The organism is Pseudomonas putida (assembly GCF_030159595.1).
GTDB classification, from domain to species: domain Bacteria; phylum Pseudomonadota; class Gammaproteobacteria; order Pseudomonadales; family Pseudomonadaceae; genus Aquipseudomonas; species Aquipseudomonas putida_AC.
Window position 1 is genome coordinate 108,330 of record NZ_BSKJ01000007.1, and the last position, 18,812, is coordinate 127,141.

General features: G+C 59.1%; 19 protein-coding genes. 8 read left to right on the plus strand and 11 right to left on the minus strand.

The features are described 5' to 3' along the window. Positions 1-389: 389 nt before the first annotated feature. Positions 390-659: a DUF3077 domain-containing protein gene (locus QQL85_RS16950; protein WP_284354727.1), complete on the minus strand. Its 270-nt coding sequence runs from the start codon at positions 657-659 to the stop codon at positions 390-392. Between the two features lie 160 nt (positions 660-819). After that, positions 820-1,062, minus strand: coding sequence for a hypothetical protein (locus tag QQL85_RS16955; protein ID WP_284354726.1), 243 nt, complete (start codon positions 1,060-1,062; stop codon positions 820-822). 470 nt (positions 1,063-1,532) lie between these two features. Here QQL85_RS16955 and QQL85_RS16960 point away from each other — a divergent pair, with 470 nt between their 5' ends. Beyond that, entirely contained in the window at positions 1,533-2,249 is a 717-nt protein-coding gene (locus QQL85_RS16960) for a hypothetical protein (RefSeq protein ID WP_284354725.1), read from the plus strand. 259 nt (positions 2,250-2,508) lie between these two features. Here QQL85_RS16960 and QQL85_RS16965 read toward each other — a convergent pair whose 3' ends face one another. Both QQL85_RS16965 and QQL85_RS16970 read right to left on the minus strand, forming a co-directional pair. Then, positions 2,509-4,557: a TonB-dependent receptor domain-containing protein gene (locus tag QQL85_RS16965; protein ID WP_284354724.1), complete on the minus strand. Its 2,049-nt coding sequence runs from the start codon at positions 4,555-4,557 to the stop codon at positions 2,509-2,511. Between the two features lie 140 nt (positions 4,558-4,697). Continuing rightward, complete coding sequence (locus QQL85_RS16970) at positions 4,698-5,480, minus strand: hypothetical protein (protein ID WP_284354723.1); 783 nt, start codon at positions 5,478-5,480, stop codon at positions 4,698-4,700. A gap of 113 nt (positions 5,481-5,593) precedes the next feature. Between QQL85_RS16970 and QQL85_RS16975 the strand changes: the two genes are divergently transcribed. Further along, positions 5,594-6,271 carry an HD domain-containing protein gene (locus tag QQL85_RS16975; RefSeq protein WP_284354722.1) on the plus strand — a complete coding sequence of 226 codons (678 nt, stop codon included), beginning with the start codon at positions 5,594-5,596 and terminating at the stop codon, positions 6,269-6,271. 198 nt (positions 6,272-6,469) lie between these two features. Further along, positions 6,470-6,670 carry a DUF1737 domain-containing protein gene (locus tag QQL85_RS16980; RefSeq protein WP_284354721.1) on the plus strand — a complete coding sequence of 67 codons (201 nt, stop codon included), beginning with the start codon at positions 6,470-6,472 and terminating at the stop codon, positions 6,668-6,670. On the opposite strand, the gene QQL85_RS16985 is transcribed toward QQL85_RS16980, so the two are convergent. After that, positions 6,667-8,049 carry a PLP-dependent aminotransferase family protein gene (locus QQL85_RS16985; RefSeq protein ID WP_284354720.1) on the minus strand — a complete coding sequence of 461 codons (1,383 nt, stop codon included), beginning with the start codon at positions 8,047-8,049 and terminating at the stop codon, positions 6,667-6,669. The genes QQL85_RS16980 and QQL85_RS16985 overlap by 4 nt on opposite strands. A 121-nt stretch (positions 8,050-8,170) precedes the next feature. On the opposite strand from QQL85_RS16985, the gene QQL85_RS16990 reads away from it, so the two are divergent. Further along, positions 8,171-9,040, plus strand: coding sequence for a DMT family transporter (locus QQL85_RS16990; protein WP_284354719.1), 870 nt, complete (start codon positions 8,171-8,173; stop codon positions 9,038-9,040). Between the two features lie 94 nt (positions 9,041-9,134). On the opposite strand, the gene QQL85_RS16995 is transcribed toward QQL85_RS16990, so the two are convergent. Further along, positions 9,135-10,172, minus strand: coding sequence for a sensor domain-containing diguanylate cyclase (locus tag QQL85_RS16995; protein WP_284354718.1), 1,038 nt, complete (start codon positions 10,170-10,172; stop codon positions 9,135-9,137). 213 nt (positions 10,173-10,385) lie between these two features. Here QQL85_RS16995 and glsB point away from each other — a divergent pair, with 213 nt between their 5' ends. Further along, complete coding sequence (glsB, locus tag QQL85_RS17000) at positions 10,386-11,294, plus strand: glutaminase B (RefSeq protein WP_284354717.1); 909 nt, start codon at positions 10,386-10,388, stop codon at positions 11,292-11,294. Here the strand turns inward: glsB and QQL85_RS17005 are convergent, their stop codons facing one another. Continuing rightward, positions 11,295-12,218, minus strand: a complete 924-nt coding sequence (locus tag QQL85_RS17005) for a LysR family transcriptional regulator (protein ID WP_284354716.1) — start codon at positions 12,216-12,218, stop codon at positions 11,295-11,297. A 139-nt stretch (positions 12,219-12,357) separates the two neighbouring features. On the opposite strand from QQL85_RS17005, the gene QQL85_RS17010 reads away from it, so the two are divergent. Both QQL85_RS17010 and QQL85_RS17015 read left to right on the plus strand, forming a co-directional pair. Continuing rightward, positions 12,358-13,182, plus strand: a complete 825-nt coding sequence (locus tag QQL85_RS17010; protein WP_284354715.1) for a phytanoyl-CoA dioxygenase family protein — start codon at positions 12,358-12,360, stop codon at positions 13,180-13,182. Between the two features lie 80 nt (positions 13,183-13,262). Further along, positions 13,263-14,660, plus strand: coding sequence for an amino acid permease (locus QQL85_RS17015; protein WP_284354714.1), 1,398 nt, complete (start codon positions 13,263-13,265; stop codon positions 14,658-14,660). 56 nt (positions 14,661-14,716) lie between these two features. On the opposite strand, the gene QQL85_RS17020 is transcribed toward QQL85_RS17015, so the two are convergent. Continuing rightward, complete coding sequence (locus QQL85_RS17020; protein WP_284354825.1) at positions 14,717-14,851, minus strand: hypothetical protein; 135 nt, start codon at positions 14,849-14,851, stop codon at positions 14,717-14,719. Positions 14,852-14,915: 64 nt separating this feature from the next. Further along, entirely contained in the window at positions 14,916-16,193 is a 1,278-nt protein-coding gene (locus tag QQL85_RS17025; RefSeq protein ID WP_284354713.1) for a bifunctional O-acetylhomoserine aminocarboxypropyltransferase/cysteine synthase, read from the minus strand. A 209-nt stretch (positions 16,194-16,402) separates the two neighbouring features. On the opposite strand from QQL85_RS17025, the gene QQL85_RS17030 reads away from it, so the two are divergent. Further along, the gene (locus QQL85_RS17030) at positions 16,403-16,567 is read left to right on the plus strand and encodes a hypothetical protein (protein ID WP_177410275.1); all 165 of its coding nucleotides are present in this window, start codon (positions 16,403-16,405) and stop codon (positions 16,565-16,567) included. 65 nt (positions 16,568-16,632) lie between these two features. On the opposite strand, the gene QQL85_RS17035 is transcribed toward QQL85_RS17030, so the two are convergent. Continuing rightward, complete coding sequence (locus QQL85_RS17035) at positions 16,633-17,718, minus strand: hypothetical protein (protein WP_284354712.1); 1,086 nt, start codon at positions 17,716-17,718, stop codon at positions 16,633-16,635. A gap of 75 nt (positions 17,719-17,793) precedes the next feature. Beyond that, positions 17,794-18,801 carry a 5'-nucleotidase gene (locus QQL85_RS17040; RefSeq protein ID WP_284354711.1) on the minus strand — a complete coding sequence of 336 codons (1,008 nt, stop codon included), beginning with the start codon at positions 18,799-18,801 and terminating at the stop codon, positions 17,794-17,796. Positions 18,802-18,812 lie beyond the last annotated feature (11 nt).

Consider the following 18,812-nt stretch of genomic DNA (forward strand, 5'->3'; position numbering starts at 1 on the left):
GGACCGCCATACGGATTACCCAGGCTGACGAAACGTGATTCGCATCGGCCAGAGCTTGCACCTGGAAGTGGACATCCTCAGGCAACATGAGTGAGGTCCTGACCGTCTTGCGATCAGGAGAGATAGGGGGGCGAGCCATAAGCTGGAGACCGGTGATGATAAAGGCGTAATTGTGCACCACATTACATACCTTTGCACCGAATTCCTTCCCATGATACCGGTAAGGTAAGGCTGTGAGGTGCGTCGTTCACCATGACGGAGTCTTGAGAAATCGTTGTATCAATCTGAAAGCTCCCCTAGTGCTTGGTTTGCTGGGGCCGCGTTGCGGCACTTTCGCGAGCAGTGTGAACTCCTACAGGGGCGGTTTCGGCCCTGTAAAGGCGTCTATTTTAAGGTTTTTTCATCATGCCCAGCTCGGCATCATCCATCAGCGCCTTGGCCAAGGCGCACAAGTAATGGGAGGCCCAGATCAGCTGTGGCTTGTCTTCCATCAAGCCGTCTAGGGTCATATCCCGTGCGTAGCCCATCAACTCCGAAGCCTGTTCACGGGCGCTCTGGCAAGGAATGCCGGCTTCGATGCGGAAGAGGGGATGGGTCTGGTTTTCACCTTGGTAGAAGGTGGCTTTGCCAACGGTGAATTTGGTTTCTTCTGTAGACATTATTCAATCTCCCCGAAATCTCTAGTACCTGGGCGGGCTTCATCGCCAGCAATCCCCACAGCTGCTCACAAGCACTTGGGCCTGTGACGTAGGTCAGTTCACTGTTGGGGCCTGGCTTGCCGGTGATGGGGCATGCCCAAGCGATACAATCAGTAAGGCCTCAGTGCGATGTTCTGGGCTCACTGGGCATCTGTAGCTGAACCAGCGCGGACTCAAGCAAAGCTCGCAGCGTCTCCAGTTCATGCATCGAGGTCATCATCAGAATCGACGCAGGCGACTTGGGCTGCAGAAGCATTGCCTGATGCACGACGGTCGCAGCGCATAGCGCGTAATCCGTGGCTTGGATCAGGGTGTCTTCAAGGCAGAGAGTTTTGTAGGGTGGATCAGGAACGATCTTCAGCATCTTTTGGTCCTCAATGGAGCGACCAGCGCTTGCTGTCAAACAAGTGGTGGCAGCTGTGTATGGGTTGACAGACCGGTGAAGACCAAACCGGCGCACACGAGGTGCCCCACACACAGCCGCCATAGGCAAAGTCGCGTGTTTGGTCGTCAGTCAGCCTGTCAAAGCTAGTCGTTGATGTGCAACGACGGACCGAGACTAGAACGCTGAAAAAGCGACCGCAACGAAAATCAGGCGCAGGGAGTATCTTTGGGAAATGCCCTACGAGGAAGTTCTTTTTTCTGATTTTTTCCCGCCTTTGCCGTCGAATTCTGCAGTTTTCGCTGCTCGGTTAACCCTTCAAAGCTCTCAAAAAGCGAACCACTCACCCATCCCTGTATCCAGCCATGTCCCGATGATGTCAAACGGTCACCATGGACTTCCGCCCCCTAGCCCCCGAAACTGCCCCTCTCGCACCCAGACCAAGGCAGGTCATGACCAACCTCAAGCGCGCCACCTCCCTCCTGCTCCTGCTGGCTACAGCCTCACTAACCGCCTGTCTCCCCTGGAAACGCGAACGCGCCGCCTACGCGGACCTCTGCGATTCCGAATTCCAGTTCAAAGTCCCAGGTGCACAAGGCGAAACCACCCTCTACCTGGAAACCCACCTCTACGACCACGCCGCCCAATGGGGCGAAAAGCGCTACGAGCAAGGTCTGCATGTGCAATACCCGGGCGAGGAATACCCACGGCCGGAATTCTTCGTGCAGATGATCGCCTACAACAAGGACCGCCAGCGCCCGTCGACCGATTCCAAACGTGGCGAACCGCCAATCCCGGTGCTCTACGACAGCCGTCAGGCCTACATCACTTTTGAAGACGGCTCACGCCTGAATGCACGGCCCGAGGTGTACGTGGGCCTCAACGATATCTACGACTTTCCGTCTCTGACCGAGCGTGCTGCCAGGCCATCGCCGTACGACATCAACAGCGATGAAGTGCACCGGCGCATTCCCAAACTCACCAACAACAAACGCTACGGCTCGGCTTATGTAATCTTCCAGACGGACAAGCTGAACGCCGATTCCAAGTGGACGATCAACATGGGTAGCTTGCAGGTGCAGGGGCGAAAGGTGGAAATTCCGCCCCTGCAGCTGTGTTATCACCCGGTGAAAAGATGGATCGGCATCGAGCCGCTGATGAAGCCCTGATAGCAGCGGTTGAAGGTGGCGGGTGCCTTTCTGGTTTTGCTGGGAATCCCGGCCCACCCATCCTGCATGCCTGCAAACACGTTCAGGCTTGGGCTTACCAGGCGCACCATGCAGTGCCGGCTATCGATGCAACCACTCGAGTTTGGGCGCTGCCCGAAAAGGGCGCCATCCTTAGGGGCCCTCCGGCGGCCAGAGCTTTCTTCATGAGTATGCGCGCTCAACTGTACATCCAGCTGAGCGCAGTTGCGGTTCGCTCAACTTAAAAGTAGGTGGTTACCCCGACAAAATACGCCCGACCGGGCACGTAAAAGCTGGTCGATTCATCACGTGGGTCTTCATCCAGCAAGTTCTGCACGCCGGCGTTCAGGGTTAACCAGTTGGTGGCCGCCCAGTTTGCGGTCAGATCATAGGTGGTGTACGACTTGACGAAGTCTGTGCCTAGTCCGCGTTGCTTGCCCACATGCTGAGCCGAAAGCTCGGTACCGATCCGCTCGCTGATCTGCCAATCGATTGCACTGAACAACGAGAGCTTCGGCGAACTGATCAGATCCTTGCCGGTCGACAGGTTGCGGCTTTCGAGCATGTAGGTTGCGTTGGTGCGCCAGCTAGCATTTTCCCACAACGGCACCTTGGTGCTGCCTTCCCAGCCACGGGTGCGGGCTTTGTCCGCATTCTCCAGCATGGTCCACCAGCGGCCCTGGAAATACCCCAGAGGGGCATATTCAATCTTGTCCTTGAAGTCGGTATGGAAGTACGTGAGGCTGGCCTCCCAGCCGTCGTGGTCGAATGAAACGCCGATTTCCTTGTTGGTACTGATTTCCGGGCGCAGGTTTGGGTTGCCTGCCATCCAGCAACTACCGGTAACATAGCCAAGCGGGCGTAGAGAGGTACAGCCGCGACCGCCAGAGTTGGTCGCTGCGCCCGCACTGCCTTCTTTCAAGCTGGGGGCCCGGAACCCGCGCGACACCCCACCGCGCACTGTCCAGTCAGGATGAGGGTGATAGACCACATAAGCGCGTGGGCTATTGTGGTTGCCGTATTCATCGCTGTGGTCGAAGCGATTGCCCAGTGTCAGCGACAGGTTATCGAGCAGGAACAATTCATCCTCGACGAACAGCGCGGAATAGTCACCTTCAAGCTCCGACCCTCCCACTGCTGCACCTTGGTAATCCACGGGCACCGTGCCCAGCGTGTCAGTGTTGGTCAGCTGTTCTCGTTTCCACTGGCCGCCCACGGTCAGGCGCTGGTTGACCAACAGTTCGAACGGGATATTAAGGCTGCCCTCGACAATTTTTTCTTCCGAGTTGGCCTTGCCCTCGCCGATGTCATTGTCGAATTTGTTCAAGTAAGCGTCGATACGCGAGGTTCCAAAGCCCCAGTCGCCATGGTGAGATACGACGAAACTGTCGCGCGTCAGGCGTCCGGCGCCGAAAGCTTCACCTACGGTATCCCCCCAATCACCGAACGTTTTCTTTGACGACCACGAACGCTCCACGCTGTGGATCGCCTCGAAGGACAACTCATGGTTGTCATTAACTTGCCAATTGAGCAAAGCGTTGACGCTGTGGTCTTTGGCGCCGCCGGCGCCGTCGTTGTAAACGAAGTCACCCGTTGCGTCGAGGCGAGGCGCGGCCTCGTCGGCAGCGCGTCGAGTGACATTGGCGCCCAGGCGCAGGCCGATGGTGTTCGTGACAGGCCCAGACAAGTTGACGCTGGTTTGGTTGGTCTGCCCGCGGTCGGAGTCTTCCGGCATCGTGGTGTTTACGTTGAGCGACCCACTCCACTCACGGGATACCTTGCGGGTAATGATATTGATGACGCCACCCATGGCGTCTGAGCCATACAGCGAAGACATAGGCCCGCGCACGATTTCGATCCGCTCAATCATGTTCGGCGAGATCCAGTTGATGTCCTGGCGACCCAGATCACGGCGGTAATTAGTGTCGGCGGAGCTACCGATGCGTTTCCCGTCCACCAAGATCAAGGTGTATTTGTCGTCAAGGCCTCGTAGCTTGATCTTCGACTGCTCGCCCACCGGGCCGTAACCGCCTGTCACGCCAGGGATACGGCGTAGGAGGGTGTTCAGGTCGTAGACAGGCTGGCGTTCGATCTCTTCCCGAGTGATGACACTGACACTGGCTGGCGCATCTCGTACATCCGTACCGCCCCCTGTGGCGGTGACGAAGGAGGCCTGCAGCTCGGTGGCGGGAAGCGGCTCGAGCTCGAGGGGTTCCTCGGCTTGCGCTGCAGCCGCGGCAAGCAATCCAACGGTGAGCAGGGCACGGGAGAACGGAGGGCATGGCAGCATTGCGTAACAGTCCTTGTCGATCGGTAGGGTTGAAATCGAGGCGGGACGTTAACGCAAATGAGAACTATTTGGAATAAAGTATGTAAAATTATTTACATAAACCTGACAAAAAATTTACTCAGCGGATAGATAGGCGTTCATCAACCGTGCGGTTGGCCCGGGAGGGTTTGATCATTCGGCAGATTGCCAAGGAGTATCTGGTCCAGAAGAAAGCGACGTGCTGCGCGTGAGCCGGCACTGATGCTACTCGGGTGCTGGATGCGATAGCACTGTATCGAGCCATGCAGGCGGAAGCGCCACAGCTGCTTTACCGGTATGCCTTGCGCACGGTAGTCACCCAGGTCGTTGCAAACGCTGAGTTCGCCTTTGTGCGGGAAGAATTGCTGTCGTATGTGGGCACTGCTCGCGCCGTTGGCAAACACGATGATGTCTGGGCGAAGAATGGTGATCTGCGCCTCGAGGAGGCGCTTGGATACCTTCATGAGATCTGCGAAATGCGGCCAGCGCATAGGGGACCCTTTCTGCCATGCGAAGCTGAAGAAGTTGGCCCAGGCGATACCTATGGGTTGGTCGGCCTGGTGGAGTTCGCGCAGAAAGTTGAAGAAGCTGGCCCCTCGGTCGGCTTTGTCCTGAATGTACTCTGCCAAGTGGCATTGCTGGATTGCCATGGCGCGCTGGATGTACTCGTCCAGGTCAATGAAGGGTTTGCCGGCAGTCAAAACATCCCAGCGACGCGTTTCGCGGCCCACAACCATGATACGTTTTGCCGCCTGCTCAAATTTCGGCGACGTACCAGGAAGAAACAAGCCTGAAAGGTGCTTGAAATCCGCTTCGTGCTCGCGGCTGCGATCCAGCCAATGCAGCGGTAGGTCTGATAACGTTTGGCGGTATGCGCTTATCAATTGTTGCTGCTTGCTTTCCATTTCATTTTTTCCAGAGCTGCATCTGTCGGCCAGATGTTGTCGGTGCGGAAGGTTTGCAAATGGGGGGGTAGTGTCGATTTGAAGTCTCACGATGAGAGTGGAACGTACCCACGATGACTAACGAAGCTTTCGCCCCTTTCCAGCGCCTGGCCGCTGACCTACTGAAGCATTTACCCGCTGACCACCCAGACGGCTCCCACGACCTGTCCCACATCCATCGCGTGTGGGTCAACGCGCAACGGATACAGCATGTAGAAGGCGGCGACCTGGAAGTGCTGCTTGCAGCGGTTCTGCTGCATGACTGTGTCGTAGTGGAAAAGAACTCGCCCTTGCGCGGGCAGGCGTCAACGCTGTCGGCAGAGAAGGCGACGTCAATCCTGGCGGACATGGGATGGCCCACGCAGCGCATCGAGCAGGTGGCGCATGCAGTCAAAACCCACAGCTACTCGGCTGGCATCGAACCACTCACCCTTGAGGCCAGGATTCTTCAGGACAGTGATCGCCTGGACGCCATCGGTGCAGTGGGTATCGCCCGGTGTTTTTACGTTTCCGGGCGCATGGGGTCGGCACTGTACGATTTCGAGAACCCCGCTGCACTGGGTCGGGAATATCAGGACACGACGTATGCGATCGAGCACTTCCATACCAAGCTGCTCAAGCTCGCTTCTGGCTTTAAAACCCGCGAAGGGGCTCGCCTTGCGGCTGAGCGGCATGAACGGCTTGAGGCGTATCTTGCGGACTTTATGGAAGAGGTTGGGGTGGGTGGCCCGGTGCGTGACCATTTGGCTTGACTGGTCTCGTGATCGTGGCTTGAGGCTGGCATTGCCGGGACCGCTTTGCGGTCCTTTCGCGACACAAGGCCGCTCCTACAGGGGCTTGCGCTGTATCAAGCACAAGGTTTGGCAGCTTGGAAGTGATCTGGCGCGTAGCTATTGCCCGGCAGTTAACAGTAGTCTTGGTTAACACGCTCTTCTGCCAGGACCGAACAGATGACTCAACCACCGGATGGGCTGCCGATTTACCGAGTGCTGACTGGCCCCGATGACGCTTCCTTTTGCCACAGGGTCAGTGATGCCCTGAAGCTGGGGTACCAACTCCATGGCGGCCCTGCACTCACGTTCAATGGCAAAGATGTGATCGTAGCGCAGGCTGTTACCTGGCCCGGGGCGCAGGATGGGGACAGCGACTAAGCGCTCAAGGCCCGTTTCAACACTTCGAAGATTCTGGCGTCCCCCGACTGCGCAACGTTGAACCGCAGAAAATCCCCCGCAGTCATGGACTGGCTAAAGGCATTCCCGGGCGCCAGCACCACCCCTTCATTCAAGCAAGCCCTGGCCAGCGTTGCGGCATCCTTGCCTTGCGGCAGCTGGCACCAGGCGTACAGGCCAGCCTGGGGAGTGATCCAGGGCTTGATACCAATCGCCTGAAGCCTGGCTACCGTTTTGTCCATTTGCTCGGCCAACCGAAGGCGAACACTCTCCATGTGCTTTCGGTACCCGCTATCGGTAATCGCGTGGTGGATGATGTCCGCCGCCAGGCGCCCACCGCCGAAGGTGGTCGCAATCTTGAGGTCGACCAGGCCCTCGATCCATTCACCGCGCGCAGCGATGTAGCCGCAGCGGATTGAAGCGGAGATGGTCTTGGAGAAGCTGCCGATCTGGATGACACGGGAGAGGCCATCGAACGCAGACAGGCGTGGCGCGGGTGTATGTTCGAAGTCGCCGAAAATGTCGTCCTCGACAATCACCAGGTTGGAGGTGTCGGCCAGCTTCAGTAGCCTGTGTGCCGTGACCGGCGACAGGGTGGCCCCGGTCGGGTTGTGGATGCCGGAATTTGTGATGTACAACCGGGGCACATGCGCGAGCAGGGCCGCGCCGAATGCATCGATGTCCGGGCCGGTCGGCGTGTAAGGCACGCCCACAACGTTCACCCGGTGTGCTTTCAGCAGTGCGTGAAAGTTGAAATAGCAGGGGTCGTCCACCAGCACCGTGTCGCCCGGTTCCAGCAGAAAACGGCAAATCAGGTCGATGGCGTGGGTGCCGGACTCGGTGAGCATGATCTGTTCAAGAGGGGCTTCGACCCCGATGCCTGCCAGCCGTCGCGACAGGAACTGCCGGAGCGGTGGATGGCCAAGCGGTGAAGCGTACTCCGTCAGTCTTGACGCGTCAGAACGGGCAACCATTCGAAGTGCTTTACGCACACCCGCTTCGTACATCCAGGAAGGCGGTAGCCACCCGCACCCGGGTTTCAACGCATCGAGGGAGGTTTCAAGCGATTGGCGCGAGATCCACAGCGGGTCGACGACACGATCCAGTTTGGGGCCAAGTTCGGTCAGTGCCAATGGCGCCACTGGGCCCGCGACGTAAAAGCCGGAGCCGGGGCGGGAGGTGAGTACACCCTCCGCCATTAACCGTTCATAGGCCTCAAGCACGGTAGAAACCGACACCTGCATGGCCTGGGCCATGGCGCGGACGGATGGAATTCTTGCGCCGGGTGTGTAGGTGCGAGAGGCGATCCTGGACTGGATCTCGGCCATGACCGTTCGAATTCGCGTGCCGTTGCGTTTCATCGCGCCCTCAACTGTGCTGGATTAATGTGCATAACAGTTCGGTTTAACTGTATTGGATTGTACATGGCCTGGGTGAGCCCGTCAGTGATGTACTGACGCCTGGCTTATCGAGGAATGACTGATGGAAAGATCAACAAGCGGGTGGATCAACGGCTTCATAGGCGTCGCAATTTTTGCGGGCTCGTTGCCGGCAACCCGCGTGGCCGTGGCGGACTTTGAACCGACGTTTCTGACCTGTGCCAGGGCTACCATTGCCGCCTTGTTGGGTGCGCTGTTCTTGATCGTGCTGCGCCAGCCTCGGCCGAAGCTGGGTGATTTGGCGTCATTGGCGGTAACAGCGCTGGGGGTTGTCATCGGGTTCCCGCTGCTGACGGCACTGGCGCTCCAGCATGTCACCTCTGCCCATTCCATTGTTTTTGTCGGGCTGCTGCCGCTGTGCACCGCTGGGTTTGCCGTTTTACGCGGCGGTGAGCGGCCTCGGCCGTTGTTCTGGCTGTTCTCCTTCATGGGGGCCGGGCTGGTCGCTGGCTATGCGTTGATGAATGGCGGCGAAGGGTCGTTGGTGGGCGACCTGCTGATGACGGCAGCGGTGGTTGTGTGTGGCTTGGGGTATGCAGAAGGGGCGCGACTGTCGCGCACATTGGGCGGGTGGCAGGTGATCAGTTGGGCATTGCTGGTGGCGTTGCCGTTCATGCTGCTGCTGACGGTCGTTAATTTTCCGGCACCTGATGCCTTTGCCAAGGTCAGTGCGCCGGCGTGGTTCGGCTTTGGCTACGTTTCGCTGTTCAGCATGCTGATTGGGTTCGTGTTCTGGTACCGGGGGCTTGTCCAGGGTGGCATTGCGGCCGTGGGGCAGCTGCAACTGTTTCAGCCGTTCATGGGGCTTGGGCTGGCGGCGTTGCTGCTGCACGAGCAGGTCAGCGGGTTGATGCTGGTGGTGACGCTGGGGGCTGTGATCTGTGTGGCCGGGGCCAGGAAGTACGCCCAATAAGTGAGTGAGTACAACTGTGGCTGGAGCTCGCCTTGGTAGTTGCCCAGTACAAAGACCGCGAGCATACCGCCACACAGCCCGGATCGTGATCGTCTCAACAAGGCGGCGCCACATACACAACCCGATCACGCCCGTTCTGTTTGGCGGCATAAAGCCCCTTATCAGCGCGTTCCAGTGCATCATCCATCGTTTCACCCTTGGCAAACAGGGTGCACCCGATGCTCAGGCTTACCTTCAATTGACCATTGGGCAGCTGCATCGCCCCTGCACTCACCTGTACACGAATTCGTTCAGCAATCCGCTGCAGCTCTTCGCTGTCCTTGACCTGCAAAATCGCGACGAACTCCTCACCCCCATGGCGCACCAGCAGGTCATCGGGGCGCAGTGCAGCGCGCAAGCGACGGGCAGTTTCGCAAAGCACCTTGTCACCGCCGCCATGGCCGTACTGGTCGTTGATGGATTTGAAATGATCCAGGTCGGCATAAACCGCCCCCAGCTGTAAGCCGTTCACCGCTGCCAAGCGCCGTTCATGCGCTTCGAACGCCGACAACGCGCCACGGTTCCAGAGTTGTGTCAAAGGGTCGAGCAGGGCTTTGCGCTGCTCGCGATCCATTTCAAGCCGCAGGTCGCGGTTCACCTGTGCCAGCGTGCGTAGCTGCAGATACCCCTCGGCGAGCGTGGCAAGGTCTCTGAAATTCGCCTGTTGGGCCTCGCTGAGCACGCGTGGCTGGGGATCGAACATGCACAGCGTACCGATGGCTTTGCCGTTGCCGGCGCGCAAGGGGTGGCCGGCGTAAAAGCGGATGTAGGGCGCGTTGAGCACGAGCGGATTGTCGATGAACCGCGTATCGCTCATGGCATCGGGGACCATCAGGGTATCGTCACCGAGAATGGCGTAGCCGCAGAAGGAAACACTGCGCGTCGTCTCGCTGGCCTCAAGCCCTATCCGGGCCTTGAACCACTGTCGGTCCTGGTCGATGAGGCTGATGAGCACGGTGTCCACATGGGCTAGGTCTTGGGTGAGCCGTACCAAGGTATCGAGGTAATGCTCGGCTGGCGTATCGACAAGGTTCATGTCATCGAGCGTGCGCTGGCGAAGCACTTCGTCAGCGGGTATGGGACAAGCTGGCATCGTTGGTCCTCCATTCCTTGGTTAGCTGCCACTGCACCTGGCGGTTGCACGTTCTCTATACCGTCGAGGCAAGCACAGCATAGGTTATGGCGTTGAGCCATGGGCTACAGGGTCGAGCGGTCATTTCTTGCCGCGTGTGTGATTTCTTCCGCTCGATCTTCGTCAAGAATGCTCCCCCTTAGCCGTCGCCTGGGGACTGATACAGGGCCTTCCATGCAAACGCTGTTGAACGAGATTCTTGAAGAAGTACGTCCCTTGATCGGCAAGGGCAAAGTGGCTGACTACATTCCTGCGCTGGCCGATGTGCCAGCGAACCAGTTGGGCATCGCAGTCTATGGCAATGATGGCCGCTATCACTGCGCAGGCGACGCCTTGGTGCCATTTTCGGTGCAGAGTATCTCCAAGGTGTTCAGCCTGGTTCAGGCGATTGGCCACTCAGGTGAAGCCATTTGGGAGCGGCTTGGCCATGAGCCCTCGGGGCAGCCGTTCAACTCGCTGGTGCAGCTGGAGTTCGAGCGTGGGCGCCCGCGAAACCCCTTTATCAATGCGGGTGCGTTGGTGATCTGCGATATCAACCAGTCGCGCTTTGCAGCACCCACGTTGTCGATGCGCGATTTCGTGCGGCGGCTCTCGGGCAACCCCCACATCGCTATCGATGCCCGCGTCGCCGATTCGGAGTATCAATTCCGTGCGCGCAACGCGGCCATGGCTTACCTGATGCAGTCCTTTGGCAACTTCCATAACGAAGTCGAGACGGTGTTGCGCAGCTATTTCAGTTACTGTGCGCTGCAAATGAACTGCCTGGATCTGGCCCGGGCGTTCTGTTTCCTGGCCAACGATGGGTTTTGCAAGCACAGCGGTGAGCAGATTTTGACCCGACGCCAGACCCAGCAAGTGAACTCGATCATGGCCACCAGCGGGCTGTATGACGAAGCAGGGAATTTCGCCTATCGGGTGGGGTTGCCTGGCAAGAGTGGCGTGGGGGGCGGGATTGTGGCGATCGTGCCGGGGCAATTCACTGTGTGCGTGTGGTCGCCGGAGTTGAATGCTGCGGGCAATTCCCTCGCCGGGATGGCGGCGCTTGAGTTGCTGAGTTCGCGGATTGGCTGGTCAGTGTTTTGATCAGTGGCCGGCGTTGTCTGTAGCGGAGCCTGCTATCGCCCGAGCAACCCAACCCTTGAACGCCTCCGCCACCGGCGATGGGTGCATCATGCCTGACTGGGCCAGCACCACTTTTTGCGGGGATACCGCTTCCAGCAATGGCCTGCATAGCAGCGGTGTGCCGTCATAGCAGTGGTCCCCGGCGGGCCGGGTGCATGACAGGGCCACGCCGTAGCCATGCGCGACCAGGCCCCGTTGCATTTCAAAGGTCTGGGTGTATTGCTGGCTACGCGGCTGCAAGTTATGCGCCCAAAACAGTGAAAGAAAATACTCACGCGTTTGTGCGATGTCCTCAAGAATCAAACACTCCTGCGCCAGTTCGTGCAGGGGTATCGCTGCCAGGTGAGCGAGGCGGTGGTCTGTGGCGATGAGCGCGTAGGGTTTCAACTCAGCCAGTACCTGGCGCGGCAGCGAGGGATCAAGGCCTATGTCGTAAGTCAGCGCGAGCTCGGCTTTACCGGCGCTCAAGTGGCGGTGTACACCTGCCAGGTCTGTCTCGAACAGGGTGACCTCGACATCGGGATACTGCTTGCGAAAGCTCGATAGCAGGCGTGGCGCGTAATAGGGGCCCAAGTCTTGGAAGCAGATAAGCGACAGGTTGCCGCGAAGCGAGCCTTGGGGCGTTTCTGCGTTCTGGTTCATGGCGATGGCCATGCCGATGATATCGCGTGCCTGGGCTAGCAAACGCGTGCCTGCAGACGTCAGCTCCAGCCCGCGGCTGACCTGGCGCCGGAAAAGCCGCTCGTTCAGCGCCTCTTCGAGCTGGGCAATCGCAACCGAAACCGAGGGCTGCGAAACGTGCCGGGCCCTCGCCGCAGCGCTGATGCTGCCGTGTTCGGCCACGGCGACGAAATACTCGAGTTGCCTGAAGGAGAACCCTATCATGTTTTCCTATACTCAGGATTAGGAAATATATTCTTTTCCTATTGGTATCAAAAAGCAATACTCGCTGTGCACCTTGCTTGTTCCACGTTTAACGCTGGCAATGGTGCGGTTGCCCAATAAAAAGACTAAAGGGTGCTTTATGAAACCGTCCGCCGAATTTCAACTCAGCGATGAAACCATCGAGGCTTTCCAGCGCGAGGGTGCTGTTTGCATCCGTCATTTATTCACCCCGGAAGAAGTTGCACTGCTGGAAACGGGTATTGAACAGAACCTGAAAGCGCCAAGTGAGCGCGCCAAAGTGGCCAGCCGCCCGGACGACCCTGGCTGGTTCTTTGAAGACTTCTGCAACTGGGGCGATATCGCGGCCTATCGCCAGTTCATCTTCGAGAGCCGGGTGGGCCGTGTTGCAGCGCAACTTATGAACAGCGAAACCGCCCGGCTTTATCACGACCACCTGCTGGTGAAAGAGCCAAACACGCGCCAGCGTACGCCTTGGCATCAGGACCAGCCCTATTACAACATCGACGGGCGCCAGAACTGCAGCATGTGGATGCCCGTTGACCCGGTCTCGAGAGAATCCACCCTTGAATTTGTCGGGGGCTCGCACCTTGGGCCTTGGCTGATGCCACGCAGTTTCCTCGATAGCCAAGCGCAATGGTTCCCGGAAGGCAGCCTTGCGGACTTGCCGGATATCGAAGCCGATCGCAGCGCCTGGAATATCCTCGGCTGGGACCTCTCCCCAGGTGACGCCGTGTTCTTCCACATGCTCACCTTGCATGCCTCTGGCGGTGTCGGGGGCAATCGTCGGCGCCGTGCCTTCTCGGTGCGCTTCCTGGGTGATGACATCACCCACGCACCGCGCCAGTGGAAAACCTCGCCACCGTTTCCCGGCCTCGAAACACAATTGGCCAGCGGGGCCCAGATGGACCATGAGCTGTTCCCGGTGTTGTGGCCAAGGGCTTGATGATTGTAGGAATGCGTGCCTGATAAAACCGCACGGCATCAGCGTTGTGCGGACCTGATAATAAAAGCAAGAAGGTATCTATGAACGCTCAATCTTCACACCAGCTGAAGCGGGGTCTCTCGACCCGGCATATTCGTTTCATGGCGTTAGGCTCTGCTATCGGTACGGGGCTGTTTTATGGCTCGGCATCGGCAATAAAACTGGCAGGGCCTTCGGTTTTACTGGCTTACCTAATCGGTGGTGCGGCCATTTACATGATGATGCGCGCCCTGGGTGAAATGGCGGTTCATAACCCGGTGTCAGGCTCGTTCGGCCACTATGCCAGCCAGTACCTCGGTCGTTACTTTGGCTTTCTGACAGGGTGGAGCTATGCGTTCTCGATGCTGGTGGTGTGCCTGGCGGACGTGACGGCGTTTGGTGTTTACATGGGGCTGTGGTTCCCCGAAACACCCAGTTGGATCTGGGTGCTTGGGATCGTGTTTTTTATCGGGGCGCTGAACCTGTGTAGCGTGAAAGTGTTCGGGGAGATGGAGTTCTGGCTGTCGTTGCTGAAGGTAACCGCTATCGTTGCCATGATTGTGGCAGGCGGGGCCGTACTGTTATTGGGTATCCAGTTGAACCAGTTGAATGAGGGGGCAGGCACCGTTGCCGGTCTCTCGAATCTATGGCGCCATGGCGGGTTCTTCCCCAATGGCATCAGCGGGATGATCGCTTCTTTCACTGTTGTGATGTTCGCCTTTGGCGGGGTCGAGATGATCGGCATCACCGCAGGTGAGGCGAGGGACCCTAAGCGTGTGCTGCCCAAGGCCATCAATTCAGTGCCGCTGCGCATCCTGTTGTTCTACATCCTTACGCTGTTCGTGCTCATGGCCATTTACCCATGGACCAGTATTGGCAGCCACGGTAGCCCATTCGTTCAGATCTTCAGTGGTCTGGGCATCAGTTCAGCGGCAACCGTGTTGAACATCGTGGTGATTTCAGCCGCTGTTTCAGCAATCAATAGCGACATCTTCAGCGCCGGGCGCATGATGTACGGCATGGCGCAAAACGGCCAAGCGCCTGCCGGCTTTGCATCACTATCACGTTTCGGTGTGCCTTGGATGACCGTCGCAGTGATGGGCGTCGCGCTACTGCTGGGCGTGGTACTGAACTACCTGGTGCCAGAAGACTTGTTCCTGGTGCTCGCTGCGGTCGTTACGTTCTCGATTGTCTGGGTATGGTTGATGATCCTGCTGTCTCAGGTGGCCATGCGGCGTGGCATGAGCAAGGAAGCGGTGGCTGCACTGGATTATCGGGTGCCACTGTGGCCGGTAGGGCCAGCGTGCGCGATTGCTTTCATGGTGTTCATTTTTGGTGTTCTCGGTTGGTTCCCGGCCAGTCGCACAGCCATGTATGTCGGGGTTGGCTGGTTGGTACTGCTATCCCTGGGCTACGGGTTGTGGGGCGTGCGTAGTCCGCGCCCGGTCTCAGCCTTATAAGCGGTGTTGAACGGGGCGTTCGACTGAGCATCGCTGAGCCACCCAGCGCAGGCTTGTCAGCGCCGCCGCAATACCGTGGCCGCCATGCCGGACAGCAACCCACCCAGCAGGCCGCCCCAGCGCCGCGAGGCGAGGGAGATGGCCCACATCAGCAGAGGTGTGACAATCAGCTCCAGATAGAGCAGGGTCATTGCGGGAGTGTCCAGGCTCGATGAACGTGCGCCCGCCGTTGGCATTGGGTGGGGCGCGGGTGAATCAGGCGCGGCTGGCCTCCAGGGCCTGGGCCAGGTCGGCGATGATGTCGTCGCTGTGCTCGATGCCGATCGACAGGCGCACCATGTCGCGTGGCACGCCGGCCTTCTCCAGTTCTTCATCGTTGAGCTGGCGGTGGGTGGTGGAGGCGGGGTGGCAGGCCAGCGACTTGGCGTCACCGATATTCACCAGGCGCACCACCAGTTGCAAGGCATCGATGAAGCGTGCACCGGCCGCTTGGCCTCCCTTGATCCCAAACGACAGGATCGAAGCTGGCTTGCCACCTGTGTAGCGCTGGGCCAGTTCATGCTCGGGGTGGTCGGGCAGCCCAGCGTACTTCACCCAGGCCACCTGTTCGTGAGCCTGCAGGTAATGGGCGACCTTCAACGCGTTTTCGGTGTGGCGCTCCATGCGCAGGGCCAGGGTTTCCAGGCCTTGCAGGATCAGGAAGGCGTTGAACGGTGACAGCGCGGCGCCCGTGTTGCGCAACGGCACCACGCGGCAGCGGCCGATGAAGGCGGCGGGGCCGAAGGCTTCGGTATAGGTGACGCCGTGGTAGGAAGGGTCGGGCGTATTGAGCAGGGCGAAACGTTCCTTGTTGTCCGTCCAGGGGAACTTGCCGGAGTCGATGACGATGCCGCCGATGCTGGTGCCGTGGCCGCCGATGTACTTGGTCAGCGAATGCACGACGATGTCCGCGCCATGCTCGAACGGTCGGCACAGCACCGGGGTGGCCACGGTGTTGTCGACAATCAGCGGCACACCATGGCGGTGGGCGGCTTCGGCCAGTGCGGCGATATCGACGATATTGCCAGCGGGGTTGCCGATGGACTCGCAGAACACCGCCTTGGTGCGCGCGTCGATCAATGCTTCGAGGGCCGCAATGTCGTCGTGGGCGGCGAAACGGGTATGGATGCCCATGCGCGGCAGGGTATGGGCCAGCAGGTTGTAGGTACCGCCATACAGCTTGGCCACCGAGACAATGTTGTCGCCGGCCTCGGCGACCGTCTGGATGGCGTAGGTGATGGCCGCCATGCCCGAGGCCACCGCCAGCGCACCAACCCCGCCTTCGAGGGCGGCCATGCGCTGCTCCAGCACGTCGTTGGTGGGGTTCATGATGCGCGAGTAGAGGTTGCCGGCCACCTTCAGGTCGAACAGGTCGGCGCCGTGCTGGGTGTCGTCGAAGGCGAAGGAGGTGGTCTGGTAGATGGGTACGGCCACCGCCCGGGTGGTTGGGTCGGGGCTGAAGCCCGCATGGACGGCGAGGGTTTCCAGCTTCATGCAATCGTTCCTTGAGCGTGGGTGGAAGCGTTCGAGCATGCGGTGGTGCGAGGGCGTGGGTCAAGGGTGTTGTGCCGGCGCGCTCTGGGCCTGGGCAGATTGTAAAGATAGGCAAAGTTTCCCCGGGCCATCATGCCGCCGCTCTAGAATCCGCCCGCTGCCGTACCGGCCCACGGTGGGCGGCAGATCTAGCCTTGTGGAGCGTTCCAATGAAGTCGAAACACCTTTTCCGCGCAGCTCTGGTTGCGGCGCTGGTATCCGCCCTGTCGGGTTGCTGGATGTTCATGCCGCCGGGTGGTGGCGGTGGTCATGGTGGTGGCGGCCATGGCGGTGGCGGTGGCTTTGGCGGCCATCAGGGCGGCGGCCCGCGCTAAGCTGACCCCGCGATGGAACGCACTGCCTCGGCCGGGCGGCAACAGCGCACCCGGCGCGAGGGCGTTCAATTGCCTCTATGCAATGCGACGGCGTTAGCCAGAAGGCCGAAAACCTTAAGTGGGCTCATGTCAATGCGTTCGCGGGTTGACTCTGCATCCGGCTTGACCCACTCCGAGTCGGCGTATGCGTACAAAGAGTTGTAGTGCATATCGTCCAGGCTTACACCCGGGGCGCTCCAGGACAGCATCAGGGCAAGCAGCAGATGTTCGCGCAGCCCACCGCGTGGTACATGGTTAGCTGTCTTGGCGAGCGCAGAGAACATCCTGTGCAGGAATGCCCCTAGATGTGCAATTTCTTCGGCGGTGGCCCGTCCTGCACCGCCACGGTACAGCGACACGTTGCAGATCGACTTGTCACTGACCGCATCTGGTACCGGCGCCAGGATATCGGTCGGCATCTCCTTCACTTCAAAGCTGAGCAAACGGTCGAACTGATCATGCTGTTCCAGCGTGCGGTAGTAATCGAAGCATTGAGACTTGAAGCCAGGTTCTTTGGCGGTGGTCAAAGTGACGTCGATAATGAAGCCCAGGCGTTGTAGCCCGTCCAGCATGAAACGAATGCCTTCGTCGAACACTTCGCGATAATTGCGGTTCCGCTCACCTTGAGCGTCGAAAATGTGCCCTTCGATATCCCGTACATCAGCCAGCAGGTTGTGCAACACACCACGCCGGCCCGCGTAAAAATGCTGCCAGGCGTTCTCCCAGTACACCTGTTCAATGTCGGGTGCGCGTTGAACAGGGGGGGATACAGCCGACTGCCCGGCCTGCAGTGTGTTGATCTGTTTCTTCAGGCTTTCAACTTCTGCGGTCAGTGCTTTTTCCCGGTTTGACAGGCCTTTGCGCACTCCCAGGCGCAGTGTATCGATACGCGTCTGCCCAACCGGGTATTCAAAACGCGCCACTGCAGGCCGGTGGTCGCCCAGCACATGGTCGCACCACCGTGCAAAGGTCGAATGTTCGCCATTGGCCCTGGGCAAACGCTTGCTCAACTTGCTCAGCGTGCTGTCGTCAATTTCGCTGCAGTCAAGCAAGACGTCGTAGCGTTCCAGAATGTTCAACTGAACCTGTTGAACGAGGGTGTCGCGGTCCATGCCCAGGCGCTCCGTGGCGGTTGTGAGGGCTGCGCAGTGCAGCGCAGCTAGTCTACGTTGCTGGCAAAATAGTGGCTACTGGCTATCTTGCGCTGAGTGTTCAGCTTGCACTGTTTCGGCAGGTGCGGTGATTGTGTGAGAAAGCGTCGGCGTAGCGTGCCTGTTCGCCACCCCGAATGGCACATGCACCATCGGCAGATTCCCGGCTGGCGATTGCAAGTGAGTGCGCTGGTCGTCAAAGAACACATGCGGCTTGAGGATCGACAGCACCCTCGGCTTTTCCATCCCGCCCAGAAAGAAGCACTCATCCGGCGACACGCCCCAATCTTTCAAGGTCGTCACCACCCGTTCATGCGAGGGTGCGTTGCGCGCCGTGACGATGGCAATGCGCAGAATCCGCTTGTAGTTCGGGTCTTCTGCCAGCTTGCGATCCTCCAGCATGCGAATCAGTGAAAGTTTGCGGTACAAGTCCGCCAAGGGCCCTGGCGAGTGCGGGGTGCCTTTGTGTACGCGCTCATGTTCCTGAAAGTCGTTCAGGTCGTCGTTGCGCTTGTACACGCTCTCTGCCTCGTCGTCGGCAATCACACCATCGAAGTCGAAGGCCACCCTTAGCTCTGTGTCAATTTCATCGTCGTAGATGCGCGTAGGCAGCACCCGCCCAGCCGGGTAGTTGGCGTCGATGGCCTTTTGCACATCTTCTTCGTTGGCACTGAGGAACAGCGAGGCATTGAACGCCGGGATGTACTCGTAGGGCGAACGGCCTGACATGAACGCTGCGCGGGTAATGTCCAGCTGGTAGTGGCTGATCGAGCGAAACACCCGCAGGCCGGTTGCCGGCGAGTTGCGTGAGAGCAGCACCACTTCCACGGGCAATTGGTCGGGGAAGGCCTGGTTGATGCTCAGGAAGCGGCGTATGAACGGGAACGCCACTCCCCTGGGAAACGGTTCGTCCAGATTGTCTTCCTGGTGCTGGCGGTAGGCCTCCACCCCTAGAGTCTTGTAGATGTCGTCCGAGACGGTGAGGTCGAACAGTGCACTCGAGGCAACGCCGATGACCAGTTTTTCTTCAATGGGGTAGGGCATGAGGCTGCTCC

Excerpts from the sequence above, each read along its gene's own strand:
- QQL85_RS16985 (WP_284354720.1), bottom strand. The coding sequence starts at position 8,049 with ATGAAACGCAACGGCACGCGAATTCGAACGGTCATGGCCGAGATCCAG.
- QQL85_RS16990 (WP_284354719.1), top strand. The coding sequence starts at position 8,171 with ATGGAAAGATCAACAAGCGGGTGGATCAACGGCTTCATAGGCGTCGCA.
- QQL85_RS16970 (WP_284354723.1), bottom strand. The coding sequence starts at position 5,480 with ATGGAAAGCAAGCAGCAACAATTGATAAGCGCATACCGCCAAACGTTA.
- QQL85_RS16975 (WP_284354722.1), top strand. The coding sequence starts at position 5,594 with ATGACTAACGAAGCTTTCGCCCCTTTCCAGCGCCTGGCCGCTGACCTA.
- QQL85_RS17005 (WP_284354716.1), bottom strand. The coding sequence starts at position 12,218 with ATGATAGGGTTCTCCTTCAGGCAACTCGAGTATTTCGTCGCCGTGGCC.
- QQL85_RS16955 (WP_284354726.1), bottom strand. The coding sequence starts at position 1,062 with ATGCTGAAGATCGTTCCTGATCCACCCTACAAAACTCTCTGCCTTGAA.
- QQL85_RS17030 (WP_177410275.1), top strand. The coding sequence starts at position 16,403 with ATGAAGTCGAAACACCTTTTCCGCGCAGCTCTGGTTGCGGCGCTGGTA.
- QQL85_RS16980 (WP_284354721.1), top strand. The coding sequence starts at position 6,470 with ATGACTCAACCACCGGATGGGCTGCCGATTTACCGAGTGCTGACTGGC.
- QQL85_RS17010 (WP_284354715.1), top strand. The coding sequence starts at position 12,358 with ATGAAACCGTCCGCCGAATTTCAACTCAGCGATGAAACCATCGAGGCT.
- QQL85_RS17025 (WP_284354713.1), bottom strand. The coding sequence starts at position 16,193 with ATGAAGCTGGAAACCCTCGCCGTCCATGCGGGCTTCAGCCCCGACCCA.
- QQL85_RS16950 (WP_284354727.1), bottom strand. The coding sequence starts at position 659 with ATGTCTACAGAAGAAACCAAATTCACCGTTGGCAAAGCCACCTTCTAC.
- QQL85_RS17035 (WP_284354712.1), bottom strand. The coding sequence starts at position 17,718 with ATGGACCGCGACACCCTCGTTCAACAGGTTCAGTTGAACATTCTGGAA.
- QQL85_RS16960 (WP_284354725.1), top strand. The coding sequence starts at position 1,533 with ATGACCAACCTCAAGCGCGCCACCTCCCTCCTGCTCCTGCTGGCTACA.
- QQL85_RS16965 (WP_284354724.1), bottom strand. The coding sequence starts at position 4,557 with ATGCTGCCATGCCCTCCGTTCTCCCGTGCCCTGCTCACCGTTGGATTG.
- glsB (WP_284354717.1), top strand. The coding sequence starts at position 10,386 with ATGCAAACGCTGTTGAACGAGATTCTTGAAGAAGTACGTCCCTTGATC.
- QQL85_RS17040 (WP_284354711.1), bottom strand. The coding sequence starts at position 18,801 with ATGCCCTACCCCATTGAAGAAAAACTGGTCATCGGCGTTGCCTCGAGT.
- QQL85_RS16995 (WP_284354718.1), bottom strand. The coding sequence starts at position 10,172 with ATGCCAGCTTGTCCCATACCCGCTGACGAAGTGCTTCGCCAGCGCACG.
- QQL85_RS17015 (WP_284354714.1), top strand. The coding sequence starts at position 13,263 with ATGAACGCTCAATCTTCACACCAGCTGAAGCGGGGTCTCTCGACCCGG.
- QQL85_RS17020 (WP_284354825.1), bottom strand. The coding sequence starts at position 14,851 with ATGACCCTGCTCTATCTGGAGCTGATTGTCACACCTCTGCTGATGTGG.